Below are 20553 nucleotides of genomic sequence, written 5' to 3'. Positions count from 1 at the left end.
CGCTATTCACGCTAAATCTGTGATTCGATGGGCAGTAGCGAAAGGCTCCAGACCTTGAAGCGTTGCCATGCGGAGGTCTCCGGGTCGTGATCGATGCGGATTGGCTGATTGCCGTTGGCCGCTTTCCACTGAAGATCGCCTTTATCGTCCAGGCTCAATTGCCACGCCGATGACGCCTGTATCCAGTCTTCGAATACCTGACTGAGCTGTTGATTGATCGCTGCGCTATGAATCAGCAGGCCGACCTCGGTGTTCTGGATCAGTGAGCGGCCGTCCAGGTTGATTGAGCCGATGAAGGTGCGGTCGTCATCGAACACGAAGGTCTTGGCGTGCAGGCTGGCCCGCGAGCTTCCCTTGAACCAGTGGATGCGCTGCTGTTGGCCGGCTTCGGAGCGCAACTCCCACAACTTGATTTGTTGCTCCAGCAGCGGACGGCGATAGCGGCTGTAGCCACTGTGTACGACGGCCACATCGGTGGTGCTGAGAGAGTTGGTGAGGATGCGTACATCAATGCCCCGGTCTACCAGGCTGGCCAAGTAATCGACGCCCTTGTCGCCCGGAATGAAATAGGCGGAAGTTAACCAGGCTCTGCCATTGCTGCTGTCCAGTTCGTTACGAAGTACATTGCCCAGATAATCCTCTTCCGGTGTGTCATCACGGGCATAGGCTTTTGAGGGCGGGTCGGCGTGGAAGTGCGCCTCTCCCCAGGCTAGCGGAATTTCGCCGGAGAGAATGGCTTGTCCGAGCATGGAATCTGCCAGTGCCAACGCGAACTCGCTGTCGCGCTGGCTGTGCAGTAAGTCGGCAAGTACGGCACGTAACTCGCCCAGATTCAGGTCGGAATCGTCGGCGTCCAGCAGGTCGCTGGCCGGCACTGAGACCGGGCTGTTCCAGTACTGGTCAAAGCTTGCCGCGCCTTCGCGAACCACATCCCCCATGGCAATGATATCGATATCCTGAAAATCCACTTCGGTATTGGAGAAATATTCGTCGGCCACATTCCGGCCGCCGGTGAGCAATACACTGTGGTCTGCAAGCATGAGCTTGTTATGCATACGGTGGTTGGTGCGGGAGAAACCAAAGGCGAGTTGCAGCGAGCGGGAGAACCCCGCGCGGCCAGCCACGGGATTGAAAATACGAATGGCAATATTGGGGTGCTGGGCCAGTGTTGATACCTGGGGGTTGTCGATGGGTGTGCCAATGTCATCCACCAACAAGCGGACCCGGACGCCGCGGTCGGCAGCTTCCAATAGCTTGCTGATGATAAGGCTGCCGCTGACATCGGAGGAAAAAATGTAGTACTGAAGGTCAAGTGAAGAGCGGGCCGCTTCAATCATGGCGACTCTGGCAACAAAGGCGGACAGGCCATCGCGGAGCAGGTACAGGCCCGTTTCACCCTGGTGCCCGGCCAACAGTTCACGGTTGGCTTCAGCGAGAGGGCCAGTTTGTGGAGCAGGAAGGCTTTCGCTGTGCGGGCGGTGGGTGAGATCGAACTGGCTATGGGCATGGCAGCCCGTGCATAGCAGTATTGTCAGCAGCAGGGCTGTGTGGCGAATTTGCAAAAGCATGATGTGTTTTTATCTGGCAAGTCTGCGATTATCAAAGCCCAGTGTGGAGAAAATTTCAATTCCGGCGGCGAGGAACCCCTGAATGCTCAAGCGAATTACGCTAATCGCCTGCATGGTAACCACCGCTAGCCCGGTCAGTGCCGACTTTTTTCGCGATTACATGATTGATCCGGAAGACGGTATGTTGGACAGCAGCCGCTTTCTGTCGGAATTACCCATGAGCTTTATGCCGGTTCCTGTGGTTATCACCGAGCCGGCGGTGGGTAATGGGTTGGGCATTGTCGGCGTGTTTTTCCACGAGAGTGACGAACAAAAAGCGATGCGGGTAGACGGTGATGCCCCTGCCATTCTGCCCAACAACATTAGTATCTTGGGTGTTGCCGCGACCGAGAATGGCACCCGGGGGGTGGCCGCCGGGCACCTGGGCTTCTGGCGCAATGACACTATCCGTTATCGGGGGTTTGCTCTGGTGCCGGACCTGAACCTGGATTTTTATACCTTTGCCGGGCACACCATTGACCGGCCGGTAGAGTTGAATCTCAAGGGGCCGGCTGCATTGCAGGAACTGAAGTTCCGGGTGGCAGCTAGCCCGTGGATGGTGGGGGTGCGGCAGTCTTACCGGCAGGTCGAGCTGGATTTGGCGGAAGATATCCAACTTCCCAATCCACGCTTGAATGCGGCGGTAAACCAGTTTCTGGATAACCACCTGGGAGACAAGATTCGTACCTCTGGCCTGGGCGTGCTGGCGGAATATGATTCCCGGGATAACCCGATGGCGCCGCAAGACGGGCTGTATTACGCCGCCAATTACGTCTGGTATGGCGACAGTATCGGCAGCGATCTGAACTACGGAAGTTATACGCTGGAAGGATTGAACTACTGGAACGTCAATGAGCATTTCAATTTTGCCTTGCGCTTTCAGTATGACGGTGTAGATGCCGGTGACAGTGCGAGGCTTCCTCCCTATGTGTTGCCCTTTGTCGATTTGCGCGGTATCCCGGCGGTGCGCTATCAGGGCAAGGCGGTGGCGGTGGCGGAAATTGAAGCCACCTGGAAAGCGAGCATGCGCTGGCGGTTCAATGCTTTTTCGGGCGGTGGTCGCGCGGCAGAAAGTGCCAGTGAATTATCCGAAGCAGAAGTCGCTAATAATTATGGCGCAGGGTTCCGCTATTTGATGGCCCGCCGTTATGGCATGACCATGGGGGTCGATGTGGCGCGAGGCCCAGAAGAGACTGCCTGGTATATTCAGGCAGGCTCAAGCTGGTGAGGGTGGGGTTCCCTAGTCTTCGCGGTTTTTATCCATATTGCGGTTAGCTGCTTCGGCGTCTTCCAGGGCGGCAAACTGTTCAGAGATCAGGCTGCCAATTTCCTGGTTTACCTTTCGAATCGTGTCGTAGACCATGCCGATGGTCTTGCGTTGTTTCTCCTTGAAAGAACCTGCCTGCTCTTCAAACAATCCGAGCTTCTCCAGTGCATCAAACGGCAGGCCGGCAATATGCTGATGAACGTCTTCCACGGTGGTGGCGCCGTCTTCGATGGCTTCCTGAATCATGTCCTTGAGCAGTTCTGCCCGTTGCAGGGTTTTTTTCATGGTTATGCGTCACGGTGATGATAGTGGGTTCAATGTAGCGAAAAGCGGACAGGGGGGCCATCTTGTGAATGACTTTTCTGACCGATTGTCTGACGTAATAAGCCGTTACATCCTTGCTGGTTGACCGCGTTCATGAAATGGGGTCACTCTGAAAACGGGTTCATCATCGAATCCTGATCGAAACACGGAGTGCGATTATGGAAACTGTGAAAAACATGATTGCCGATATCAAAGGCAAGCTGGATGAACTGGAAGCAGAATTGATGCAGATCGAAAAAATCGGAGTGGGCGCCAATGGCGATACCAACACCGAAGCCGAACGTCACCGTCTTGCCTTGCAGGATGTGTTGGTAGATCTGCAGCAACGCATTGATGAATATCACGAACTGGCCGGCATGGACGACGATGGTGGCCAAACCAACTGGCAGCAGATGGATCGGGATCTGATGGATCTCAACAATGATCTTTATGGGGCGAATTAGCCTCTCGTCGATACTTTTTTGACGCGTCTGATGTCCTGATCCTCAGGGCTCGGGCGCTGTCCTTATTTGCAGGAAATGCATGACTTCCTCGACCGGGATTACGGTGCAGGCCGAGGTGGCAGATGATGTGGCTGCCATCCATTCGCTGACGGCGCAGGCGTTTGAAAACGTGCCCTACAGTGACCAGCGTGAGCCCTTGATTGTTGATGCCCTGCGGGACCAGCAAGCCCTGACCCTGTCGCTGGTGGCGCATGCCGGGGATGAACGGGTCGGGCATATCGCTTTTTCCCCGGTTACCCTGTCGGATGGCGCGTCGGGCTGGTTTGGTCTGGGGCCCGTGTCGGTGTTGCCTTCTCGGCAAGGCGAAGGGATCGGCAGCGAACTGGTGCTGGCGGGACTGGAGCAACTCAAGGCGCGGGGAGCGAAGGGCTGTGTGCTGTTGGGAGACCCCAACTGGTACAAGCGCTTCGGCTTTGTCGCGACCCCCCTGGTGCGTTTGCCCGGTGTGCCTGCCGAGTATTTTCAGGCGTTGCTGTTAAGCGGTGAATGGCCGGATGCAGACGTGCATTACCATCCGGCCTTCAACGCCTGAGCGGCAGCCGCGGAGGTGTTCCCGCCGGCCCGGTTACACCAACGAACCCAGCCCCAGCACCGCAAAGAAGCCCACACTATAGGCCACCAGCAGGTAGCCGAAATAACGCAGATAGCTGGCGAATGTCAGCGCTTCAACTTTGCTCATGGCAATCACCCCGGCGGCAGAACCGATCACCAGCAGGGCGCCGCCCACGCCGACGGAATAGGTCAGTGACAGCCATTCCGGCAGGGTCATTTCTATCCCTGAATTCAGTAATGCAGCCGTCAGTGGCACGTTGTCGAACAGTGCCGACGCCAGCCCGACTAAGAAGTTGGCTGCCACGGGGGGCATTACGTCGTACAGCGCCGGGAAGTAGGCCAGCATGCCGAGTTCCTTGAGCATTCCCACCAGCAGCAGTACCCCGAGGAAGAACAGCAGGGTGTCGAATTCGATCTTGCGGATGTATTCCAGTATCGGCTCATCCTTGTTCATGAACTGCACCACCATGAACATCAGTGACAGGCCAAACAGGAAGCACAGTACCGGTGGAATACCGAAGGCCACATTGGCGGCAATGGTGCCAAGAATGGTGGCGAAAAACAGCAGCGCGATGACCTTGTCGCCGCGATCGATGACGGTGCTCTGCTTTTCGATCTGCACGTCACCGCTGAGACCAAAAGACAGCATCACCGCCAGGACCGCCACGGCACCGGCGGCGGGCAGGCTCAGCATCAGCAAGTCGGGAATTTCCACCTTGCCCGCCAGAAAGATCATCAGGGTGGTGACGTCGCCGGTGATCAGCGCGGTACCACCGGCATTCACCGAGAACACCACCAGCACAATGTAGCGCAGCAGCTTTTTGGCCGACAGGTTCAGGTTCATGAGCACGGCGATACACACCAGCGTGGCGGTAATGTTGTCGGCCATGGACGAGAACAGGAATGCAAACAGACCGGTAAGCAGCATCAGTTTGCGTTCACTGATGCGCGAGGGCAGCAGTTTATTGACGATGCTGTCGATGATGCCCTTGCCGGACAGGTAGGCCACAAACGTCATGGCGGCCATCAGGAACAGCCACAAGGTGGCGATATCCAGCAGGTTTTCGTTGAGGCTTTCCATCAGTGCTTCATGGCTCAGGTGGCCGGGCGGGGCGATAAAAAACAGCAGCCAGGCAAAGGAACCGAAGAACAGTGTGGTTTTGGCCTTGTCGATATGGACGATATCTTCGATGACGATGGACACAAAGCCCAGCGCCACCAGGATCAGCAGAAGGGTGGTCATGAGGGGCGTCTCGCAAGGTAATGGGCTGCAGGGCAGCAGGGGGAGCGCGGCGCCATTCTAGGGTGTTTGTGAATGCAGTTCACTAAAATACTCCCTGTATAGGCCCGAATCCTGCCATGAAAGTGGCCTCTGGTTGCGTGGCAGTGCGCATTTTTTCGTCGTTGCCTCTTTCAATCAATGAGAATAATTCGCATTATGTGCCCCTGTTGGGGGCTCAAGGCCCGTTTTGCTGTTCACGCATACTGAGGAATTTCTATGTTGACCCGTGTTGCCGCCGGGGGGCTGATGCTGTCCTCCCTGTTCCTGTCTGCCTGTAGCGATGAGCCCAAGGTGGAAGAAAAGGCTGCCCCGTATGAAGCGGCCCAGGCTCGGGACGTGATCAGCCATTATGCGGACCTGGCGCTGGCTGGTTACAGCGATGCCCTGGCGCAAGCCCGCGAATTGCAGGCGACTATCAACACCCTGCTGGACTCTCCGGACGAAGAGAATCTGGCCGCAGCCCGGGCCGCCTGGCGTGATGCCCGGGTCCCCTACATGCAGACCGAGGTCTTTCGTTTCGGCAATAGCGTGGTGGATGAGTGGGAAGGGCAGGTAAATGCCTGGCCGCTGGATGAAGGGCTGATTGATTATGTGGACGACAGCTATCAGGCGGTGATGGGCAACCCTGGTGCCCGCGCCAATATCATTGCCAGTGAGTCGCTGACCATTGGTGAGCAGCGCCTGGATCTGACCGACCTGAATGCTGACCTGCTGGCCAGCCTGAATGAGCTGGGCGGTTCCGAGGCCAATGTGGCCACCGGTTACCACGCCATCGAGTTTTTGCTTTGGGGCCAGGACCTGAACGGTACCGAGGCAGGGGCGGGCGAGCGTCCGGCCACGGACTTCGCGCTGGGCGAGGAAGCGACCGGTGGCAATAACGAGCGTCGCCGTGCCTACCTTCAGGTGGTGACGGATCTGCTGATCAGCGACCTGGAAACCATGGTGGCCGTATGGCAGCCGGAACAGGAAAACTATCGCGCCGAATTGCTGGCGGACACCCCGGAAAACGGCCTGCGCAAAATGCTGTTCGGCATGGGTAGCCTGTCTCTGGGCGAGCTGGCGGGTGAGCGCATGAAGGTGGCGCTGGCGGCACACTCCCCGGAAGACGAGCACGATTGTTTCAGTGACAACACCCACTTTTCGCACTTCTATAATGGCAAGGGCATCCAGAACGTGTATCTGGGGGAGTATCAGCAGGTCAATGGAGAGACCCTCAGCGGGCCCTCTCTGAGCGATCTGGTCGCCGCCAATGACCCGGCGGTGGACAGTCAGCTGAAGCAGGCTTTTGAGGCCAGTGAAGCGGCCCTCCAGGCTCTGGTGGACAGTGCCAACACTGGCGTTCACTTCGATCAGCTGATTGCACCGGGTAATGCGCAAGGCGCTGCCACTGTGAACGCGGCTATCGATTCCCTGGTAACCCAGACCACGGGCATTGAAAAGGCTGCGCTGGTGTTAAACATTCAGGCGTTGAACCCGGACACGGCCGATCACGAGTTCTGAAAACGATTCTCTTTAAGATCTGGTAAGATGGCGCCGCCCCTTGGGCGGCGCTTTGCTGTGGCCGCCTGATCCCCTGGTTCCTGAAGGAAGAGTGTCTTGCGTTATCTGCTGCCCACCTTGCCCCTGATCGCCCTGTTGGCCGCCTGCGATTCCGGCCCCACCTTTACCGAGGCTGAACCAGGCGAACACCTGTCAGCGGGGGAGGCCACGGTCACCAAGACCGACCACAACGCCTTTTCGTTGCCGCTGGCGAACCTGTCTCCGTCCCGCCGGCTGGATTTCAGTGTGGGCAACAGCTTCTTCCGTAACCCGTGGGTGATCGCACCGGCCTCCACCGATGCCCGTGATGGCCTGGGGCCGCTGTTTAACACCAACGCCTGCCAGAACTGCCATATCAAGGATGGCCGCGGCCACCCGCCGGGGCCGGACGCGAAGCAGGCGGTGTCGATGCTGGTGCGCTTGTCGGTGCCGGCCGGTGAGGCAGATGATCTGACCCAGAGTGGGTTGCTGCCCGAGCCTCACTATGGCGGCCAGTTCCAGGATGCGGCGATTCCCGGCATCGAACCGGAAGGTCGGGTGCGGGTGGACTATGAGCCGGTGGTGATGACGTTTGCGGACGGCCATGAAGTATCGCTGCGCAAGCCGAAGCTGACGTTCAGCAATCTGGCCTACGGCGAGATGCATCCCGCTACCTTGTTTTCCGCCCGTATCGCGCCACCGGTGATTGGACTGGGGCTGCTGGAATCGATCAGTGACAAAGACCTGCTGGCCCATGCCGATCCTGAGGATGACGATGGCGATGGCATCAGTGGCCGCGCTAATCTGGTCTGGGATCGGGCCACTGAAACCACCCGCATCGGCCGCTTTGGCTGGAAGGCCGGCCAGCCCAGCCTGCGCCAGCAGAATGCGGAAGCCTTTGCCAACGACATGGGGCTGACCAGCCATCTGGTGCCCACGGATTCCTGCGCTCCCAGCCAGACCGAATGCCTGGCCCTGCCTCATGGCGGCGTGCCAGAGGTGAGCGACAGCATTCTCGACAACGTGACCTTCTATACCCGTAACCTGGCCGTGCCTGCCCGCCGTAATGTGGGGGATCCGCAGGTGCTGGCGGGCAAGACCCTGTTCTTCCAGGCTAATTGCCAGGGCTGTCACGTGCCCAGCTACACCACCGCCGCAGAGGCCGCCGAGCCGGAGCTGGCCAACCAGACCATTCGCCCCTACACCGACCTGCTGCTTCATGACATGGGGCCGGGGCTGGCGGATGGTCGCCCGGAGTTCCTGGCCAATGGCCAGGAATGGCGCACCCCGCCGCTGTGGGGGATCGGCCTTACCGAGGCGGTCAACGGGCATACCCAGCTGCTGCATGACGGCCGTGCCCGCAACCTGATGGAAGCGATTCTGTGGCATGACGGAGAAGCGGCCGCATCCCGGGACCAGGTGCTGAGCTTTGATGCCGAGCAGCGTGCCGCGCTGCTGGCATTCCTGAATTCGTTGTAAGGAGTGGATCATGCGTAGTGCGATTGTACTTGGCTGTGTCGTCCTGCTGGCGGCGTGCAGCAACCCCCGACAGGAAGTGACCAGCCAGCTGGCGCAGCAAGTATTGCTCCCTGCCCATCAGCAGTGGCATGACCGTAATGCTGCACTGGTTCAGGCGGTGAAGGGGTTCTGTGAGGGCGACGCTGAGCGTACCTCAGTGGCGCAGGCGTTTATGGCCAGTCAGCAGGGCTGGTCTTACCTGCAGCCGCTGATGGTGGGGCCGCTGTCAGAAGGCAATCGTAGCTGGCAGGTGCAGTTCTACCCGGACAAACGCAACATGGTTGCGCAGCAGGCTGAGGCCTTGCTCGACAGTCATGATCCGCTCACCCAGCAGGCGCTTGATGGCGCCAGTGTGGTGGTGCAAGGGCTTACCGCATTTGAATACGTGCTGTTTGATGACAGCGTGGAACTGCAGGCGGACAAGGCACGCTATTGCCCGATGCTGATGGGCATTGCCCATCACCAGCAGGGCTTGTCCGGCGAGGTGATGGCACTGTGGGAGGAGGCCGGTGGCATGCTGGCCCAGCTAACGGATTTCCCCAATGACCGTTACGCCAGCGCTGAAGACGCTCTGGGCGGTGTGTTACGCGTGCAGATCACCGGTGTGGATGTGCTCAAGAAAAAACTGGGCACCCCCATGGGGCGCCTGAATCAGGGGGTGGCCCAGCCGTATCAGGCGGAGGCCTGGCGCAGCCGGCAATCGGTGGCCAGCCTGCAGGCCTCTTTGGCAGGAGCCCAGGCCGTGTGGGAGCGGGTGCGCTCACTGGTCAGTGATGGCGAGCTGGCAGGCAAGATCGATCAAGCCTATGCCGAGACCCGCGACAAGTTGGAGGCATTGCCGGCGCCGTTGTTCGAGCTGGTACAGGATCCGGCCAATCAGCCGTTACTCCAGGACCTGTATCGCAGTCTGGATACCCTGGAAACCCTGCAACAGGCCGAGCTGGCCAGTGATCTGGGTATCCAGATCGGCTTTAACGCCAACGACGGAGATTGATTCCGCTCCACGTTTTTCGGTGCGGTTCCATGGGCCAGGCGGGAGAGAGTCATGCCACTGACACGACGAACATTATTGAGCGCCGGGGCGGCACTGGCCGGGGTGGCTGCCGTGGGGGGCTGGGCGTTCTGGCAGGGTCGAGGGCAGTCGCCGTTGCTGCTGTCGGCACGCAATGATGATGCCGGTCAGCATTATTGCGCGGGCTATTTTCTCGATGGCAAGCAAGCGTTCGCCACGCCGGTGCACGAGCGTTGCCATGACATTACCCGCCATCCGTTTTTGCCGCTGGCCCTGTTTGTGGGTCGCCGTCCCTCTCGGGAAAGTTATCTGATCGACCTGCGTGACGGGACTCTGGTGCAGACCCTGCACAGCGAACCGCAGCGGCACTTTTATGGCCATGCAGTGTTTCACCGGCAAGGCGAGTGGCTGTATGCCACCGAGAATGATCTGAGCGACCCCGGCCGCGGAGTGCTGGGCCGCTACCGGCTGGATCTGGACGCTCTGCGGCTGGTCCGTGATGGCGAGGTGCCCACCCATGGGGTGGGGCCGCACCAGTTGAAATGGATGCCGGATGGGGAGTCGCTGGTCATTGCCAACGGCGGTATCCGTACCGAAAGCGACAGCCGCGAGAAAATGAACCTGGATGCCATGGCGCCCAGCCTGGTGATCATGGATCGCCACGGCGAACGGTTCAGCAAGGAAACCCCTGAACATCGCCAAAACAGCATTCGTCACCTGGCTGTGGCCGATGATGGCACGGTGGTCTCCGGCCAGCAGTACCAGGGCCCGGCCTGGGACAGTGTGCCCTTGCTGGCGATCAAACGTCCGGGACAGCCCTACCAGACCTTCCCGGTGGCAACAGAACAGTTGGCCATGATGAATCAGTACACCGCGAGTATTGCCATCCACAGCGAACAACGGTTGGTGGCCATGACGGCCCCCCGGGGGAACCGGTTCTTTGTCTGGGATCTGGATACCGCAGAGACGGTGGTGGATACCCCCATGTCGGATTGTGCCGGGGTCGGGGTGGTGCCCAGCGGCTTTGCCGTGACCTCCGGGCAGGGGTGCTGCCGCCACTTTGATTGCCGGGGGGGAAGCGTGACCAGTGAATGGCTGGATTTGCCCAGCGGCTGGTGGGACAACCACCTGTGGCTCAGCTGACGTCGCCGCCTTTTTGTGGTGAGGCTGGCGGAGTCAGTGTTCGCCCGCACACTCGTTGTGATCGCTCAAGACTTCAATCACGCGGCATTCCCCCTGATGGCCGTGGGCGCATGCTTCAATCATGCGGTCCAGTTCATCGCGCAGGGCGCAGAGGGCGCGAATGCGTTGCTCCACGGCCTGGCGGTGGCGGCGGGCAATGGCATCGGCATGGCCATGCTGTTCGCTCAGTGCCAGTAGTTCGCGAATATCGTCCAGGGTAAAGCCGAGCTCCCGGCTGTGGCGGATAAAGCCCAGCCGTTCCCGGTGACGCGGTTGATAGCGTCGCTGCCCCCCTTCGCTGCGTGCCGGCTCTGGCATCAGCCCGATCTTCTCGTAATAGCGAATGGTTTCCACCTTGCAGCCGGTGACCTTGCTCAGGGTGCCAATGGAAAACAGGGTGCTCATGCTGCCTCCAGCAGGACAATGAAAAGGTGCGTCGCGGATTAGGAAAAGCTGGTTGTCAGACGTCAGACTTTCAAACTGGCCACTTTCCTTTCTTCTCGCCCGCGATGAACCAAAGAAAAGCCTTGAACCTGTAGTCACTATAGCTTTTTTAATGGGGGCAGAGTGAATCAGAACAAGGAGACAGGCATGGCATGTTGCGATACCGATCTGAGCGCCCCCCAGGCCCCCGCATACCGTCGGGTGTTGTGGGTTGTGCTATGGATCAATGCGGTAATGTTCGGGGTGGAAGCCACCACCGGGGTATTGGCGGATTCCCGGGCTTTGCAGGCCGATGCGCTGGACTTTCTCGGTGATGCCAGCACCTATGGCCTGACCCTGTGGGCATTGGGCCAGTCGCTCACCTGGCGGTTACGGGCGGCGCGGATCAAGGGCTGGTCCCTGCTGGTCATGGGCGTACTGGTGCTGGCCAACAGTGGTTGGGCGCTGGTGCAGGGCAGTGAGCCAGTGGGCGAAACCATGATGGGCGTTGCGGCGCTGGCGCTGGTGGCCAATGTGGTCAGCGCGGTGTTGCTGCTGCGTCACCGGCAGGGGGATGCCAATATCCGCTCGGCCTGGCTGTGCTCACGCAATGATGCCATCGCCAATCTGGCGGTGCTGGCGTCTGGCAGCCTGGTGATTTGGGCGGACAGTCGCTGGCCGGACCTGTTGGTGGCAGGGGTGATTGCGGCCCTGTTTACCCACAGTGCAGTGTCGATCTTGCGGCAGGCAAATCGCGAGGCCGTGCCGCATCGCGCCTGCTGACAGCGGGGCGGCTGGTGTCCACGAGGACGCCAGCGTATGGTGCTAACCTTATGTTTTACCGGCACCGCAGTTATGGATTTGAAACACGAAGACTTGAAAGCGCTGGTTGAGCGCACCATGCCCTTTGGCAAATATCAGGGGCGGGTACTGATCGACCTGCCCGAGCCTTACCTGCTGTGGTTTGCCGACAAGGGTTTTCCGAAGGGCGAACTGGGGCGTTACATGGCGTTGGCCTTGATGCTGAAAATGGATGGCACGGAAAAACTGCTGGATCCGCTGCGCGCCTGATAGGCTCCAGTCGCTGCGGCGTTAGTGCCAGTGTGTCCCTATTTTTTAAAAGGAAAAAAGCATGTCCCGATTGCAACCGCTTACCGAGTCTGTCTGGCACGTTGCAGTTCCTCATGCCTTCATGGGGCTTCATGTCGGCGCGCGCATGACGGTGGTGAAACTGTCTTCTGGCGGTTTGCTGCTGCATTCCCCCATTCCGGTAGATGATGCCCTCGCAGAGGAGCTGGCGGCACTGGGCGACGTGACCCACATCGTTTGCCCTAACCTGTTCCATCATGTTTATGCGGGTGAGGTGAAAGCCCGTTATCCGCAGGCGCTGTTGCATGGCCCGGCGAAGCTGGTCAGTAAGCGCAAGGACCTGACCTTTGATGCGACCCTGTCTGAAACGCCACACCCGGACTGGGGCCAGGATTTTGAGCTGGTCTTTATCGACGGCTCGATGATTCACGAGACAGTGTTTTTCCATGTGGCCAGCCGGACTTTGATCGCGGCGGACCTGATCGAAAACTTCCAGCAATGTGACCATGGCGTGACCCGCTGGTACCTGAAACTGGGTGGGTTGTGGAAAAAGCCGGGTTGGCACCCGCTGCTGCGGCTGGTGTATCTGAACCGCAAAAAGGCGCGAGCCAGTGTCACTCGCATTCTGGACTGGCCGACGGAGCGGTTGTGTCTCTCCCACGGGGAGGTGATTACCGAGCATGCCCGCAACGCGCTGTATCTGGGTCTACGCTGGCTGTTGTAGCTCGCACTGACGCACAGCGACCGCTCTCAGGAGCGGTCGCCTTTCTTTCTTTCCAGCCTCTGGCTTGCACTCTCTCTCCACATTTCTTGCACCTTTGCGGTCTATCGTTTCCTCCATCATTAATGGTGTGGAAATGTCATGGCTGTCTGGATTCGCCGTTACCGGAAAACGGCTGTTATATCGCTGATTCTAATTGTGCTGTTGCTGGTCATGGCATGGCGCTGGGGATCGGCGTCATCGCCTGACAGGCAGTGGCAAATGGCCACTGTCGAGCGGGGGGATGTGGAGGAGCTGGTGACCGCACTGGGAACACTCGAGCCCAAAGATTACGTGGATGTGGGGGCTCAGGTGTCTGGCCAGCTTACTCGCTTGCATGTGGAGGTCGGGGAGACTGTCGAAGAGGGGCAGTTGCTGGCGGAGCTGGATGCCTCGGTGCAGCAGACCAAAGTGGATGCCGGGCTGGCGGAAATGGAATCCTTGCAGGCACAGCTCGAGCAGCGTCAGGCGGAACTGGAACTGGCGCGATTACAGTATCAACGCCAGCAGCGCCTGCGTGGTGCTGATGCCACCAGCGACGATGCATTTCAGAGTGCTCGCTCGGCCCTGCTGGTGACCGAGGCGCAAATCAAAGTGCTCCAGGCCCAGCTGCGCCAGAAACAGGCCAGTGTGGAAGGGGATCAGGCGAATCTGGGGTACGCCAGAATCTACGCTCCGCGCAGTGGCACGGTGGTGAGCATGGAGGCCCGCGAAGGTCAGACCCTGAACGCCAACCAGACCACGCCCACGCTGATGCGGATTGCCGATCTTTCTACCATGACTATTTCCACCCAGGTGTCAGAGGCTGATGTGCATCGCCTTCGGGCAGGCATGCCGGTGTACTTCAATACCCTGGGGAATAATCGCCAGCGCTATGACAGCGAGTTGCGGCAAGTATTGCCGACCCCGGAAGTGGTCAACAATGTGGTGCTGTACACCGCGGAGTTTGATGTGGGTAATGAGCAGGCTCAGCTCATGTCCGGTATGACCGCTCAGGTCTTCTTCGTGGTGAATGCGGCGGAAAATGTGTTGAGTCTGCCGGTGGCAGCGGTCAAGCGTTCCGGGCGCGGGCAGTGGAAAGTCCAGGTGCTCGATGGCAAGGGTGAGCCACAGGATCAACCGGTACAGGCGGGTATCAATAACCGCGTGCGCATCGTCATCAACGAGGGACTGGAAGAGGGTGACACCGTGGTGCTGGGGGCGGCAGGTCCGGCCATGGAGCCGTCGAAAGACAATGACCGCCCGCGCCGTCGGGGACTGTTCTGATGGCGTTGATTGAACTGCGCAATATCCGCAAGCGCTACCCCGCGGGGGAGCAGGATGTGGAGGTATTGCACGGCATTGATCTGGCCATCGAGGCCGGGGAATTTGTAGCCATCATGGGCAGCTCCGGGTCAGGCAAGTCTACCCTGATGCACATTCTGGGTTGCCTTGATCAGCCTAGTGACGGCGAGTACCGTTTTGCCGGCCAGGCGGTCACGGCCATGGATCACGAACAGCTGGCCTGGTTGCGCCGGGAAATGTTTGGCTTCGTGTTCCAGAGTTATCACCTGATCGGAACGGCCAGTGCCTGGGAAAACGTGGCGCTGCCGGCCATTTATGCCGGGGTGTCCCGCGAAGAGCGCAAGCAGCGTGCGCAGGCATTGCTGACCAGCCTTGGACTGGAAGAGCGTCTGGAAAATCGCCCGAACCAGTTATCCGGTGGTCAGCAGCAACGGGTCTCTATCGCCCGTGCCTTGATGAATGGCGGCAAGGTGATTCTGGCCGATGAACCCACCGGGGCACTGGACAGTGTCAGCGGTGACGCTGTCATGGCACAGCTGCGCAGCCTGGCCGAGCAGGGCCATACGGTGATCGTGATTACCCACGATGCCAAAGTGGCGTCCCACGCTGACCGGGTGGTGGAAATTCATGATGGTGATGTGATCAACGACACCCGTCATCAACCCCATCAGCAGGATCGTGCCCAGCCGGTATCCCGCCCGCCGCGCCAGTCGGCATTGCCCGACCTGGGCGAAGTGCTGGAAGCGGTGATCATGGCATTGCGTTCGTTGCGGGCCAACTGGATGCGCACCGTGCTGACCTTGCTCGGTATCGTGATTGGTGTTGGCGCGGTGGTGGTGATGCTGGCGATCGGCGAAGGCGCCAAGCAGGACGTGGTCGCCCGCATCAATGACCGTGGCACCAACCTGTTGGTGATCCGACCTGACCGGGGCCAGCAACGGGTCGCCGACGGCGTGATTGCGACACTGGTACCAGAGGATGCCGAGGCGCTGAAAAAGTTACCGAACATTCGCACTGCAGTACCTGAGATTTCCGGTAACGTGACCGCTCGTGCCAACAGCAAGGATGTCTCTACCAGTGTGCAGGCCGTCAGCGAAGATTTTCCGTCGCTGCGAGACTGGCACCCGGTGTCGGGGATTTTCTTTGGCCAGCAGGACATGAACAGTTATGCCCCGGTGGCGGTGATCGGGCAAACCGTAAAGGCCAATCTGTTTCCCGATAGCGATCCGCTTGGCCAGTTCTTGATGCTTAACAGTATTCCCTTTCAGGTCATCGGGGTGATGGGCAGCCAAGGAGCAACCGACTGGGGGGATGATCAGGACGATGTGGTTATCGTGCCGCTCTCTACCGGCACCCTCAGGCTGTTTGGACAAAACTATCTGCGCTCCATCACATTGGCGGTGCAGGATGTCTCGCAAATTGATGCCACCGAAAAGGCCGCGGTGGCCTTGCTGACCGCCCGCCACGGGCGCGAGGATGTGCGTGTTTTCAACATGGCCTCGCTGTTGGACATGGTGTCGGAAACCCAGAACACCCTGACCCTGTTGCTCGGCTCGATTGCCGCCATTTCCTTGCTGGTGGGCGGGATCGGGGTGATGAATATCATGCTGGTCAGCGTTACCGAGCGAATTCATGAAATCGGTATTCGCATGGCGACGGGCGCACGGCAGCGAAACATTCTCCAGCAATTTCTGACCGAGTCCGTGGTGGTGTCCGCGCTGGGAGGTGTGGTCGGTGTGGTGGTTGGTATTCTCGTCGGTTCGTTGCTGGAATGGTTGGGCATGGCGATTGTGTTTTCCGTCCCGGTGATGGTGGCGTCTTTTGTGTGTGCAGCGGGCATTGGTCTGCTGTTCGGTTTTGCTCCCGCCTTGAAGGCCGCGCGCCTGAATCCTGTGGAGGCGCTCAGTAATGATTAAGAAAATGATATGTGTGATGTGTGTGGCGGTGCTGTCCGGCTGTGCCATGACATCCGGCCTTGACGCACCGGAGCAAGCCATGCCGGAACAATGGCTCAACCAGCAGCAAGACAGTGAGGCGATGATCAACCATCCGCAGTGGTGGCAGCAGTTCAACAGCCAGGAACTGAACCTGCTTGTGGGCCAGGCGCTGGCTGCCAATACCGATTTGTTGGCTGCGGCCGCACGGGTCGAGCAGGCTGATGCGCAACTGACCCAGGCAGGTGCTGCCCTGTTTCCTTCGTTGGGCCTGAGTGCAGGTGGTGGACGCAGTGGCGTGTTCGGCGAAAGCGGCAGCACGGACAATTACAACGCGTCGCTGAATGCCAGTTACGAGCTGGACCTTTGGGGGCAGATTCGCAACAGCCGGGATGCGGCGCGAGCCTCTTTGCTGGCCAGTCAGTTCAGTCGCGATACGGTGCAACTCACGGTGATCGCCAGCGTGGTGAATACCTATCTGCAGGTGTTGTACCTGCAAGACAACCTGGCCCTGTCTGAAGAAAACCTGAAGCTCGCCCAGCAGGTGCTTGATGTGGTCGAGTCCAAAGTCGAAAACGGTGCGGTCTCGCCGCAGGACCTGGCCCAGCAGAAAACGGTGGTGGCCAACGCCAAGGCGCAGCTGCCGTCCCTGCGTCACCAGTTACGGCAGAGCCGGTATGCCCTGGCCGTGCTGGTGGGGGAAATGCCCCAGGTATTTCAGGTGGGGGGTGGCACCCTGGACGGTTTGCAGCTGCCCGAGATTCAGGCTGGCTTGCCGGATCAGGTGCTCGCCCAGCGGCCGGATATTGCTCAAGCCCAGGCGCAGCTGATGGCTGCGGATTATTCCGTGGCTGCGGCCCGGGCTGATTACTGGCCCTCCATTACCCTGACCGGTAGCGGCGGCTATGCCAGCAGCGCCCTGTCGTCACTGTTTAACGGTGATGCGGTGTACAGCCTGGGTGTCTCGCTGGCCCAGACCCTGTTCGACGGTGGCGCCCGCGGTGCCCGGATCGACCAGAGCAAGGCCGCCTGGGAGGAGCAGGTGGCAAGCTACACCGGTACCTTGCTGGTGGCTCTGCAGGAAGTGGAGCAGTCCCTGAGCAATGTGCAGGCGCTGGCCGATCAGCAGCAGTATCGCGAGGAAGCCTACACCCAGGCGGAGGAAGCCTACCGGGTGGCGCAGGTGCGCTATCAGGAAGGTGAAACCGAACTCACCGATGTGCTCAGTGCGCAGAGCAGTTTCAACAATGCCCGCCAGAACAGCCTGGAACTGATTTATAACCAGTACCAGTCCCGCGTCACGCTGTACCGGGTGCTGGGAGCCTCTGAATAACTCCTTGCGTACTCAGCGTGGCCTGAAGCGTTCAGCAGTTGTGTCTTGTCTCGAAGGGAAGGGATGCTCCCTGGAAGGTGGCCGGGCCGCGGAGGAATCCTGAGGGGTATTCTGCGATTTCCTCACCCAAGAGGGCACAGAGATCACCGGGGAAGGTGAAATTCTGTGCCCTCTGTCTTTCTTTGATACGGTTTGCCGGTGGCAGCTCGAATCGACAGAATATGGGACTCTTTCTGCGTTCCCGGATAGCCCGTGCTTCCTTTGGTGTATCACCCCGACTACAGTTTCCCTTTTCCCGGCAAACACCGTTTTCCCATGGAAAAATTTTCCCTGCTGCAGGGGTATCTGCGCAGCAAGGGGATTGCCCGTGGCGACAATGAATTTCGTCCCGGCCGGGCAAAGCCTGCGTTGTTAAGTCAGGCCCATTGTCCACAGTATGTGTCGGCCATGGTGAATGGCACGCTGGAGAGCAAGGCATTACGGCGCATGGGCTTGCCGTGGAGCGAGGGGTTGATGAAGCGCACCTGCATTGCGCCCATGGGCACCCTGATGACGGCGCAGCTGGCCCTCCAGCATGGTCTCGCGTGTCACCTGGCCGGAGGCACTCACCATGCCCATTACGATTTCGGTTCCGGTTTCTGCATCTTCAATGACCAAGCCTTTGCGGTGCAGCAATTGCTTGCCCGGGGGGCTGTGGAAACCGTGCTGTTGTTTGATTGCGATGTGCATCAGGGCGACGGCACGGCAGCCATGCTGGCGCAAGAGCCGCGGGCATTTACCTGCTCGATTCATTGCGAGAAAAATTTTCCGGTCAGAAAAATGCACAGTGATCTGGATGTGGGGTTGCCGCCGGGAATGACTGATGGCGATTATCTTGATGTGGTGTTCGATACCCTGGAGCGGTTGCTGGATCAGCTGCAGCCGGATCTGGTGTTCTATGATGCCGGGGTGGATATTTATGCGCAGGATCCGCTGGGGCGTCTGGCTGTTTCCGAACAGGGCATCGCTGACCGGGACCGCGGTGTCATCGAGCGTTGTCGCCGCCGGCATATTCCGGTGGCGACGGTGATAGGTGGCGGCTACGATGATGACCGTGATGCGCTGGCGCGCCGTCACGCCATCGTGATTGAGGAAGCGGCCACAATAGCGGCCTTGTCCCCGTAGTCGCCACTCAAGGAGTTCTCATGTCCAAAGCACTGTTGATCATGGCCCATGGTAGCCGCAGTGATACCGCCAACGACGAATTTCGCGCGTTGGTGGAGACGGTGGCAGAATCCGCCCACGCCGCCGGCGAGGAATATGTGGCCGTGCTGCCCTGTTTTCTAGAGCTGGCGTTTCCTTCCCTGATCGAGGCAATCCAGCAACTGGAGCACCAGCCGGTGACACATGTGCAGTTGTACCCCTTGTTCTTCAACAAGGGCAAGCATGTGGGCCGGGACATTCCCGCCCAGATCGAGGATGCCCGGGCGCGGTTCCCGGAACTGTCCATCGAGTTGCTGGATTACTTCGGCAACGCCAAGGGGTTGGCGCCGCTGGTGTTGAGCCATATTGTGGCGCAGTCTGGCGACTAGAATGACTTGGCGAACACCAGCCCGCCCCACAGAACATTACGGTCGCCTACCCCTTCCTTAAGTTCTGAAGTGTGGCCACGCAAGACATAACTCAGGCGATAGCCATCGCCAAAACCCCAGGTGTACCCCAGCCAGGCTTCGGCAATGGCGTGGTTGATCTCGTCGCTATCGTAGCTCACATCGCTGTCGCGGAATTGCCCCTGCAGAAACACATTGTAGGCGCGACCCACCAGGGAAATGCCGCCCCACAGATAATGCTCGCTGCCTTGTTCCATGGAATTGGCACTGTTGCGCTCGCCATAGCGGGCCAGCTCCGGGTTGCTTTGCCACCATGGGGCACGCAATTTTCCGGCGCGAAAGCTGAGGCTCCAGCGCGCTTCGGTGATATAGCCGACAGACCCTTCAACGGTGCTTTTGACTTCCAGGTTATCAGTGGAGACAGGCAGCGTTTTCTGACGCGCCAGTGAATAGCGGGCGGTGGGTTCGCCACCGTCACTGATCTGGTGGTTCCAGCCTTCAGCATGTTCACTGCCGATGGCCTTGTGGAAACTGTTTTGCAGATTGCCGGCCAGATCCAGTCCCAGGGCACCGACGGTCAGGGTGCTGTGCCAGGCGACCTTGTCTTGCGGATTGACCTGAATGCGGCTGCTGGAAGCATATAACAGGCTGGCATACGGACGGTCGTCATATTGTGGAGCAGCGATGCCCTTGTCTTCGGGCGTAAAGCCGAACAGGCCGGCTTCAAAGCTGTGGCCAAGCTCACTGGTGTTACCAATGCCATCGACGCCAATGCCGCGGTCTATCCAGCCCAGCGGTGTATCCAGAGACAAGGCAAAATCCCGGGCCTTGGTGCCGGTGGCGGCGACGCTCAAACCGTAGGTGTAATCCTGGTCGCGGCTGCCGGGGACCAGGGCATCGTTATCCAGTGTGAAGGACCAGCTTCCGGTGTTTTCTTCGCTGTCAGTCGCGGTCTGGGAGACGGGTTGACGATAGGGGGCGTGGGCGGGGTTGCCGACCATGGCCAATCTCAGTGATGGCGGCTGCTCTCCGGCATCTGCGGTGACGGGGATCAGCAGGGCCGCGGCGGTCAGCAGAGCTGCGCAGGTTTGGGGTAAAGCCGGTTTTTTTCGTTTTTTCCTCATGGTTTGTTATCACCCGTTCTCTGTCATTAAGCGGCGTGTTGCCGTGACGTACTGCTGGGCGATTGTGGGTGGTGCGCATTGTTGTTCTGCCAGCGTCGTACCGTGGTACATGCAATCAGATGACAAGAATGGTGACAGACTGTTCGATAACAAAGCGCGAAAGACTGAGCCTTTTAATCGATTTTTTCGAACTTTATAGATTTTACAAGAGGTGGAAAACACTCGGGACGCGGCCATTTCCTGACCGGATTC

General features: G+C 59.3%; 20 protein-coding genes. 15 read left to right on the top strand and 5 right to left on the bottom strand.

The genetic code is table 11. The features are described 5' to 3' along the window. Positions 1 to 11: 11 nt before the first annotated feature. Positions 12 to 1568, bottom strand: a complete 1557-nt coding sequence (locus Q672_RS26110) for a phospholipase D family protein (RefSeq protein ID WP_022985427.1) — start codon at positions 1566 to 1568, stop codon at positions 12 to 14. Between the two features lie 82 nt (positions 1569 to 1650). Here Q672_RS26110 and Q672_RS26105 point away from each other — a divergent pair, with 82 nt between their 5' ends. Then, positions 1651 to 2835 carry a BamA/TamA family outer membrane protein gene (locus Q672_RS26105; protein WP_022985426.1) on the top strand — a complete coding sequence of 395 codons (1185 nt, stop codon included), beginning with the start codon at positions 1651 to 1653 and terminating at the stop codon, positions 2833 to 2835. Positions 2836 to 2847: 12 nt separating this feature from the next. On the opposite strand, the gene Q672_RS26100 is transcribed toward Q672_RS26105, so the two are convergent. Continuing rightward, entirely contained in the window at positions 2848 to 3159 is a 312-nt protein-coding gene (locus Q672_RS26100) for a hypothetical protein (RefSeq protein WP_022985425.1), read from the bottom strand. Between the two features lie 197 nt (positions 3160 to 3356). Between Q672_RS26100 and Q672_RS26095 the strand changes: the two genes are divergently transcribed. Continuing rightward, positions 3357 to 3641, top strand: a complete 285-nt coding sequence (locus Q672_RS26095) for a hypothetical protein (RefSeq protein WP_022985424.1) — start codon at positions 3357 to 3359, stop codon at positions 3639 to 3641. A 79-nt stretch (positions 3642 to 3720) separates the two neighbouring features. Beyond that, positions 3721 to 4233: a GNAT family N-acetyltransferase gene (locus tag Q672_RS26090; protein WP_022985423.1), complete on the top strand. Its 513-nt coding sequence runs from the start codon at positions 3721 to 3723 to the stop codon at positions 4231 to 4233. 33 nt (positions 4234 to 4266) lie between these two features. Here the strand turns inward: Q672_RS26090 and nhaD are convergent, their stop codons facing one another. Next, positions 4267 to 5496 carry a sodium:proton antiporter NhaD gene (gene nhaD, locus Q672_RS26085; protein ID WP_022985422.1) on the bottom strand — a complete coding sequence of 410 codons (1230 nt, stop codon included), beginning with the start codon at positions 5494 to 5496 and terminating at the stop codon, positions 4267 to 4269. A 255-nt stretch (positions 5497 to 5751) separates the two neighbouring features. Between nhaD and Q672_RS26080 the strand changes: the two genes are divergently transcribed. From Q672_RS26080 to Q672_RS26065, 4 genes are all read left to right on the top strand, one after another. Further along, a complete protein-coding gene (locus tag Q672_RS26080) occupies positions 5752 to 7035 on the top strand; it encodes an imelysin family protein (protein WP_022985421.1) in 1284 nt (427 codons plus the stop codon). A 96-nt stretch (positions 7036 to 7131) separates the two neighbouring features. Beyond that, positions 7132 to 8532, top strand: coding sequence for a di-heme oxidoreductase family protein (locus Q672_RS26075; protein ID WP_022985420.1), 1401 nt, complete (start codon positions 7132 to 7134; stop codon positions 8530 to 8532). Positions 8533 to 8542: 10 nt separating this feature from the next. Further along, entirely contained in the window at positions 8543 to 9565 is a 1023-nt protein-coding gene (locus Q672_RS26070; protein ID WP_022985419.1) for an imelysin family protein, read from the top strand. 51 nt (positions 9566 to 9616) lie between these two features. Continuing rightward, on the top strand, positions 9617 to 10726 hold the full coding sequence (locus tag Q672_RS26065) for a DUF1513 domain-containing protein (protein ID WP_022985418.1): 1110 nt from the start codon (positions 9617 to 9619) through the stop codon (positions 10724 to 10726). Positions 10727 to 10759: 33 nt separating this feature from the next. Here Q672_RS26065 and Q672_RS26060 read toward each other — a convergent pair whose 3' ends face one another. Further along, the gene (locus tag Q672_RS26060) at positions 10760 to 11170 is read right to left on the bottom strand and encodes a MerR family transcriptional regulator (protein ID WP_022985417.1); all 411 of its coding nucleotides are present in this window, start codon (positions 11168 to 11170) and stop codon (positions 10760 to 10762) included. Positions 11171 to 11356: 186 nt separating this feature from the next. Between Q672_RS26060 and Q672_RS26055 the strand changes: the two genes are divergently transcribed. The 8 genes from Q672_RS26055 to Q672_RS26020 all read left to right on the top strand — a co-directional run bounded on the left by Q672_RS26055 (position 11357) and on the right by Q672_RS26020 (position 19159). Next, the gene (locus Q672_RS26055; RefSeq protein WP_022985416.1) at positions 11357 to 11971 is read left to right on the top strand and encodes a cation transporter; all 615 of its coding nucleotides are present in this window, start codon (positions 11357 to 11359) and stop codon (positions 11969 to 11971) included. Between the two features lie 72 nt (positions 11972 to 12043). Further along, positions 12044 to 12259 (top strand): DUF3820 family protein, encoded by a 216-nt coding sequence (locus tag Q672_RS26050; protein ID WP_031226472.1) that lies wholly within the window; start codon positions 12044 to 12046, stop codon positions 12257 to 12259. Positions 12260 to 12320: 61 nt separating this feature from the next. Continuing rightward, positions 12321 to 13001, top strand: coding sequence for a DUF4336 domain-containing protein (locus Q672_RS26045; protein WP_022985414.1), 681 nt, complete (start codon positions 12321 to 12323; stop codon positions 12999 to 13001). A gap of 138 nt (positions 13002 to 13139) precedes the next feature. Continuing rightward, a complete protein-coding gene (locus tag Q672_RS26040) occupies positions 13140 to 14303 on the top strand; it encodes an efflux RND transporter periplasmic adaptor subunit (RefSeq protein ID WP_035482149.1) in 1164 nt (387 codons plus the stop codon). Further along, positions 14303 to 16237 (top strand): MacB family efflux pump subunit, encoded by a 1935-nt coding sequence (locus Q672_RS26035; protein WP_022985412.1) that lies wholly within the window; start codon positions 14303 to 14305, stop codon positions 16235 to 16237. Before Q672_RS26040 ends, Q672_RS26035 begins: the two co-directional genes overlap by 1 nt. After that, positions 16230 to 17588: an efflux transporter outer membrane subunit gene (locus Q672_RS26030; protein ID WP_031226468.1), complete on the top strand. Its 1359-nt coding sequence runs from the start codon at positions 16230 to 16232 to the stop codon at positions 17586 to 17588. The genes Q672_RS26035 and Q672_RS26030 overlap by 8 nt, the downstream gene beginning before the upstream one ends. A gap of 252 nt (positions 17589 to 17840) precedes the next feature. Beyond that, on the top strand, positions 17841 to 18752 hold the full coding sequence (locus Q672_RS26025; RefSeq protein ID WP_022985410.1) for a histone deacetylase family protein: 912 nt from the start codon (positions 17841 to 17843) through the stop codon (positions 18750 to 18752). Between the two features lie 20 nt (positions 18753 to 18772). Continuing rightward, positions 18773 to 19159: a sirohydrochlorin chelatase gene (locus Q672_RS26020; RefSeq protein WP_022985409.1), complete on the top strand. Its 387-nt coding sequence runs from the start codon at positions 18773 to 18775 to the stop codon at positions 19157 to 19159. Here Q672_RS26020 and Q672_RS26015 read toward each other — a convergent pair. After that, positions 19156 to 20301 (bottom strand): lipid A deacylase LpxR family protein, encoded by a 1146-nt coding sequence (locus Q672_RS26015; protein WP_022985408.1) that lies wholly within the window; start codon positions 20299 to 20301, stop codon positions 19156 to 19158. The genes Q672_RS26020 and Q672_RS26015 overlap by 4 nt on opposite strands. Between the last annotated feature and the right edge of the window lie 252 nt (positions 20302 to 20553).

The organism is Alcanivorax sp. P2S70, assembly GCF_000475295.1.
GTDB classification, from domain to species: Bacteria; Pseudomonadota; Gammaproteobacteria; order Pseudomonadales; family Alcanivoracaceae; genus Alcanivorax; species Alcanivorax profundi.
The sequence above is the reverse complement of the archived record's forward strand: the minus strand, read 5'-3'. Positions and strand labels throughout refer to the sequence as shown.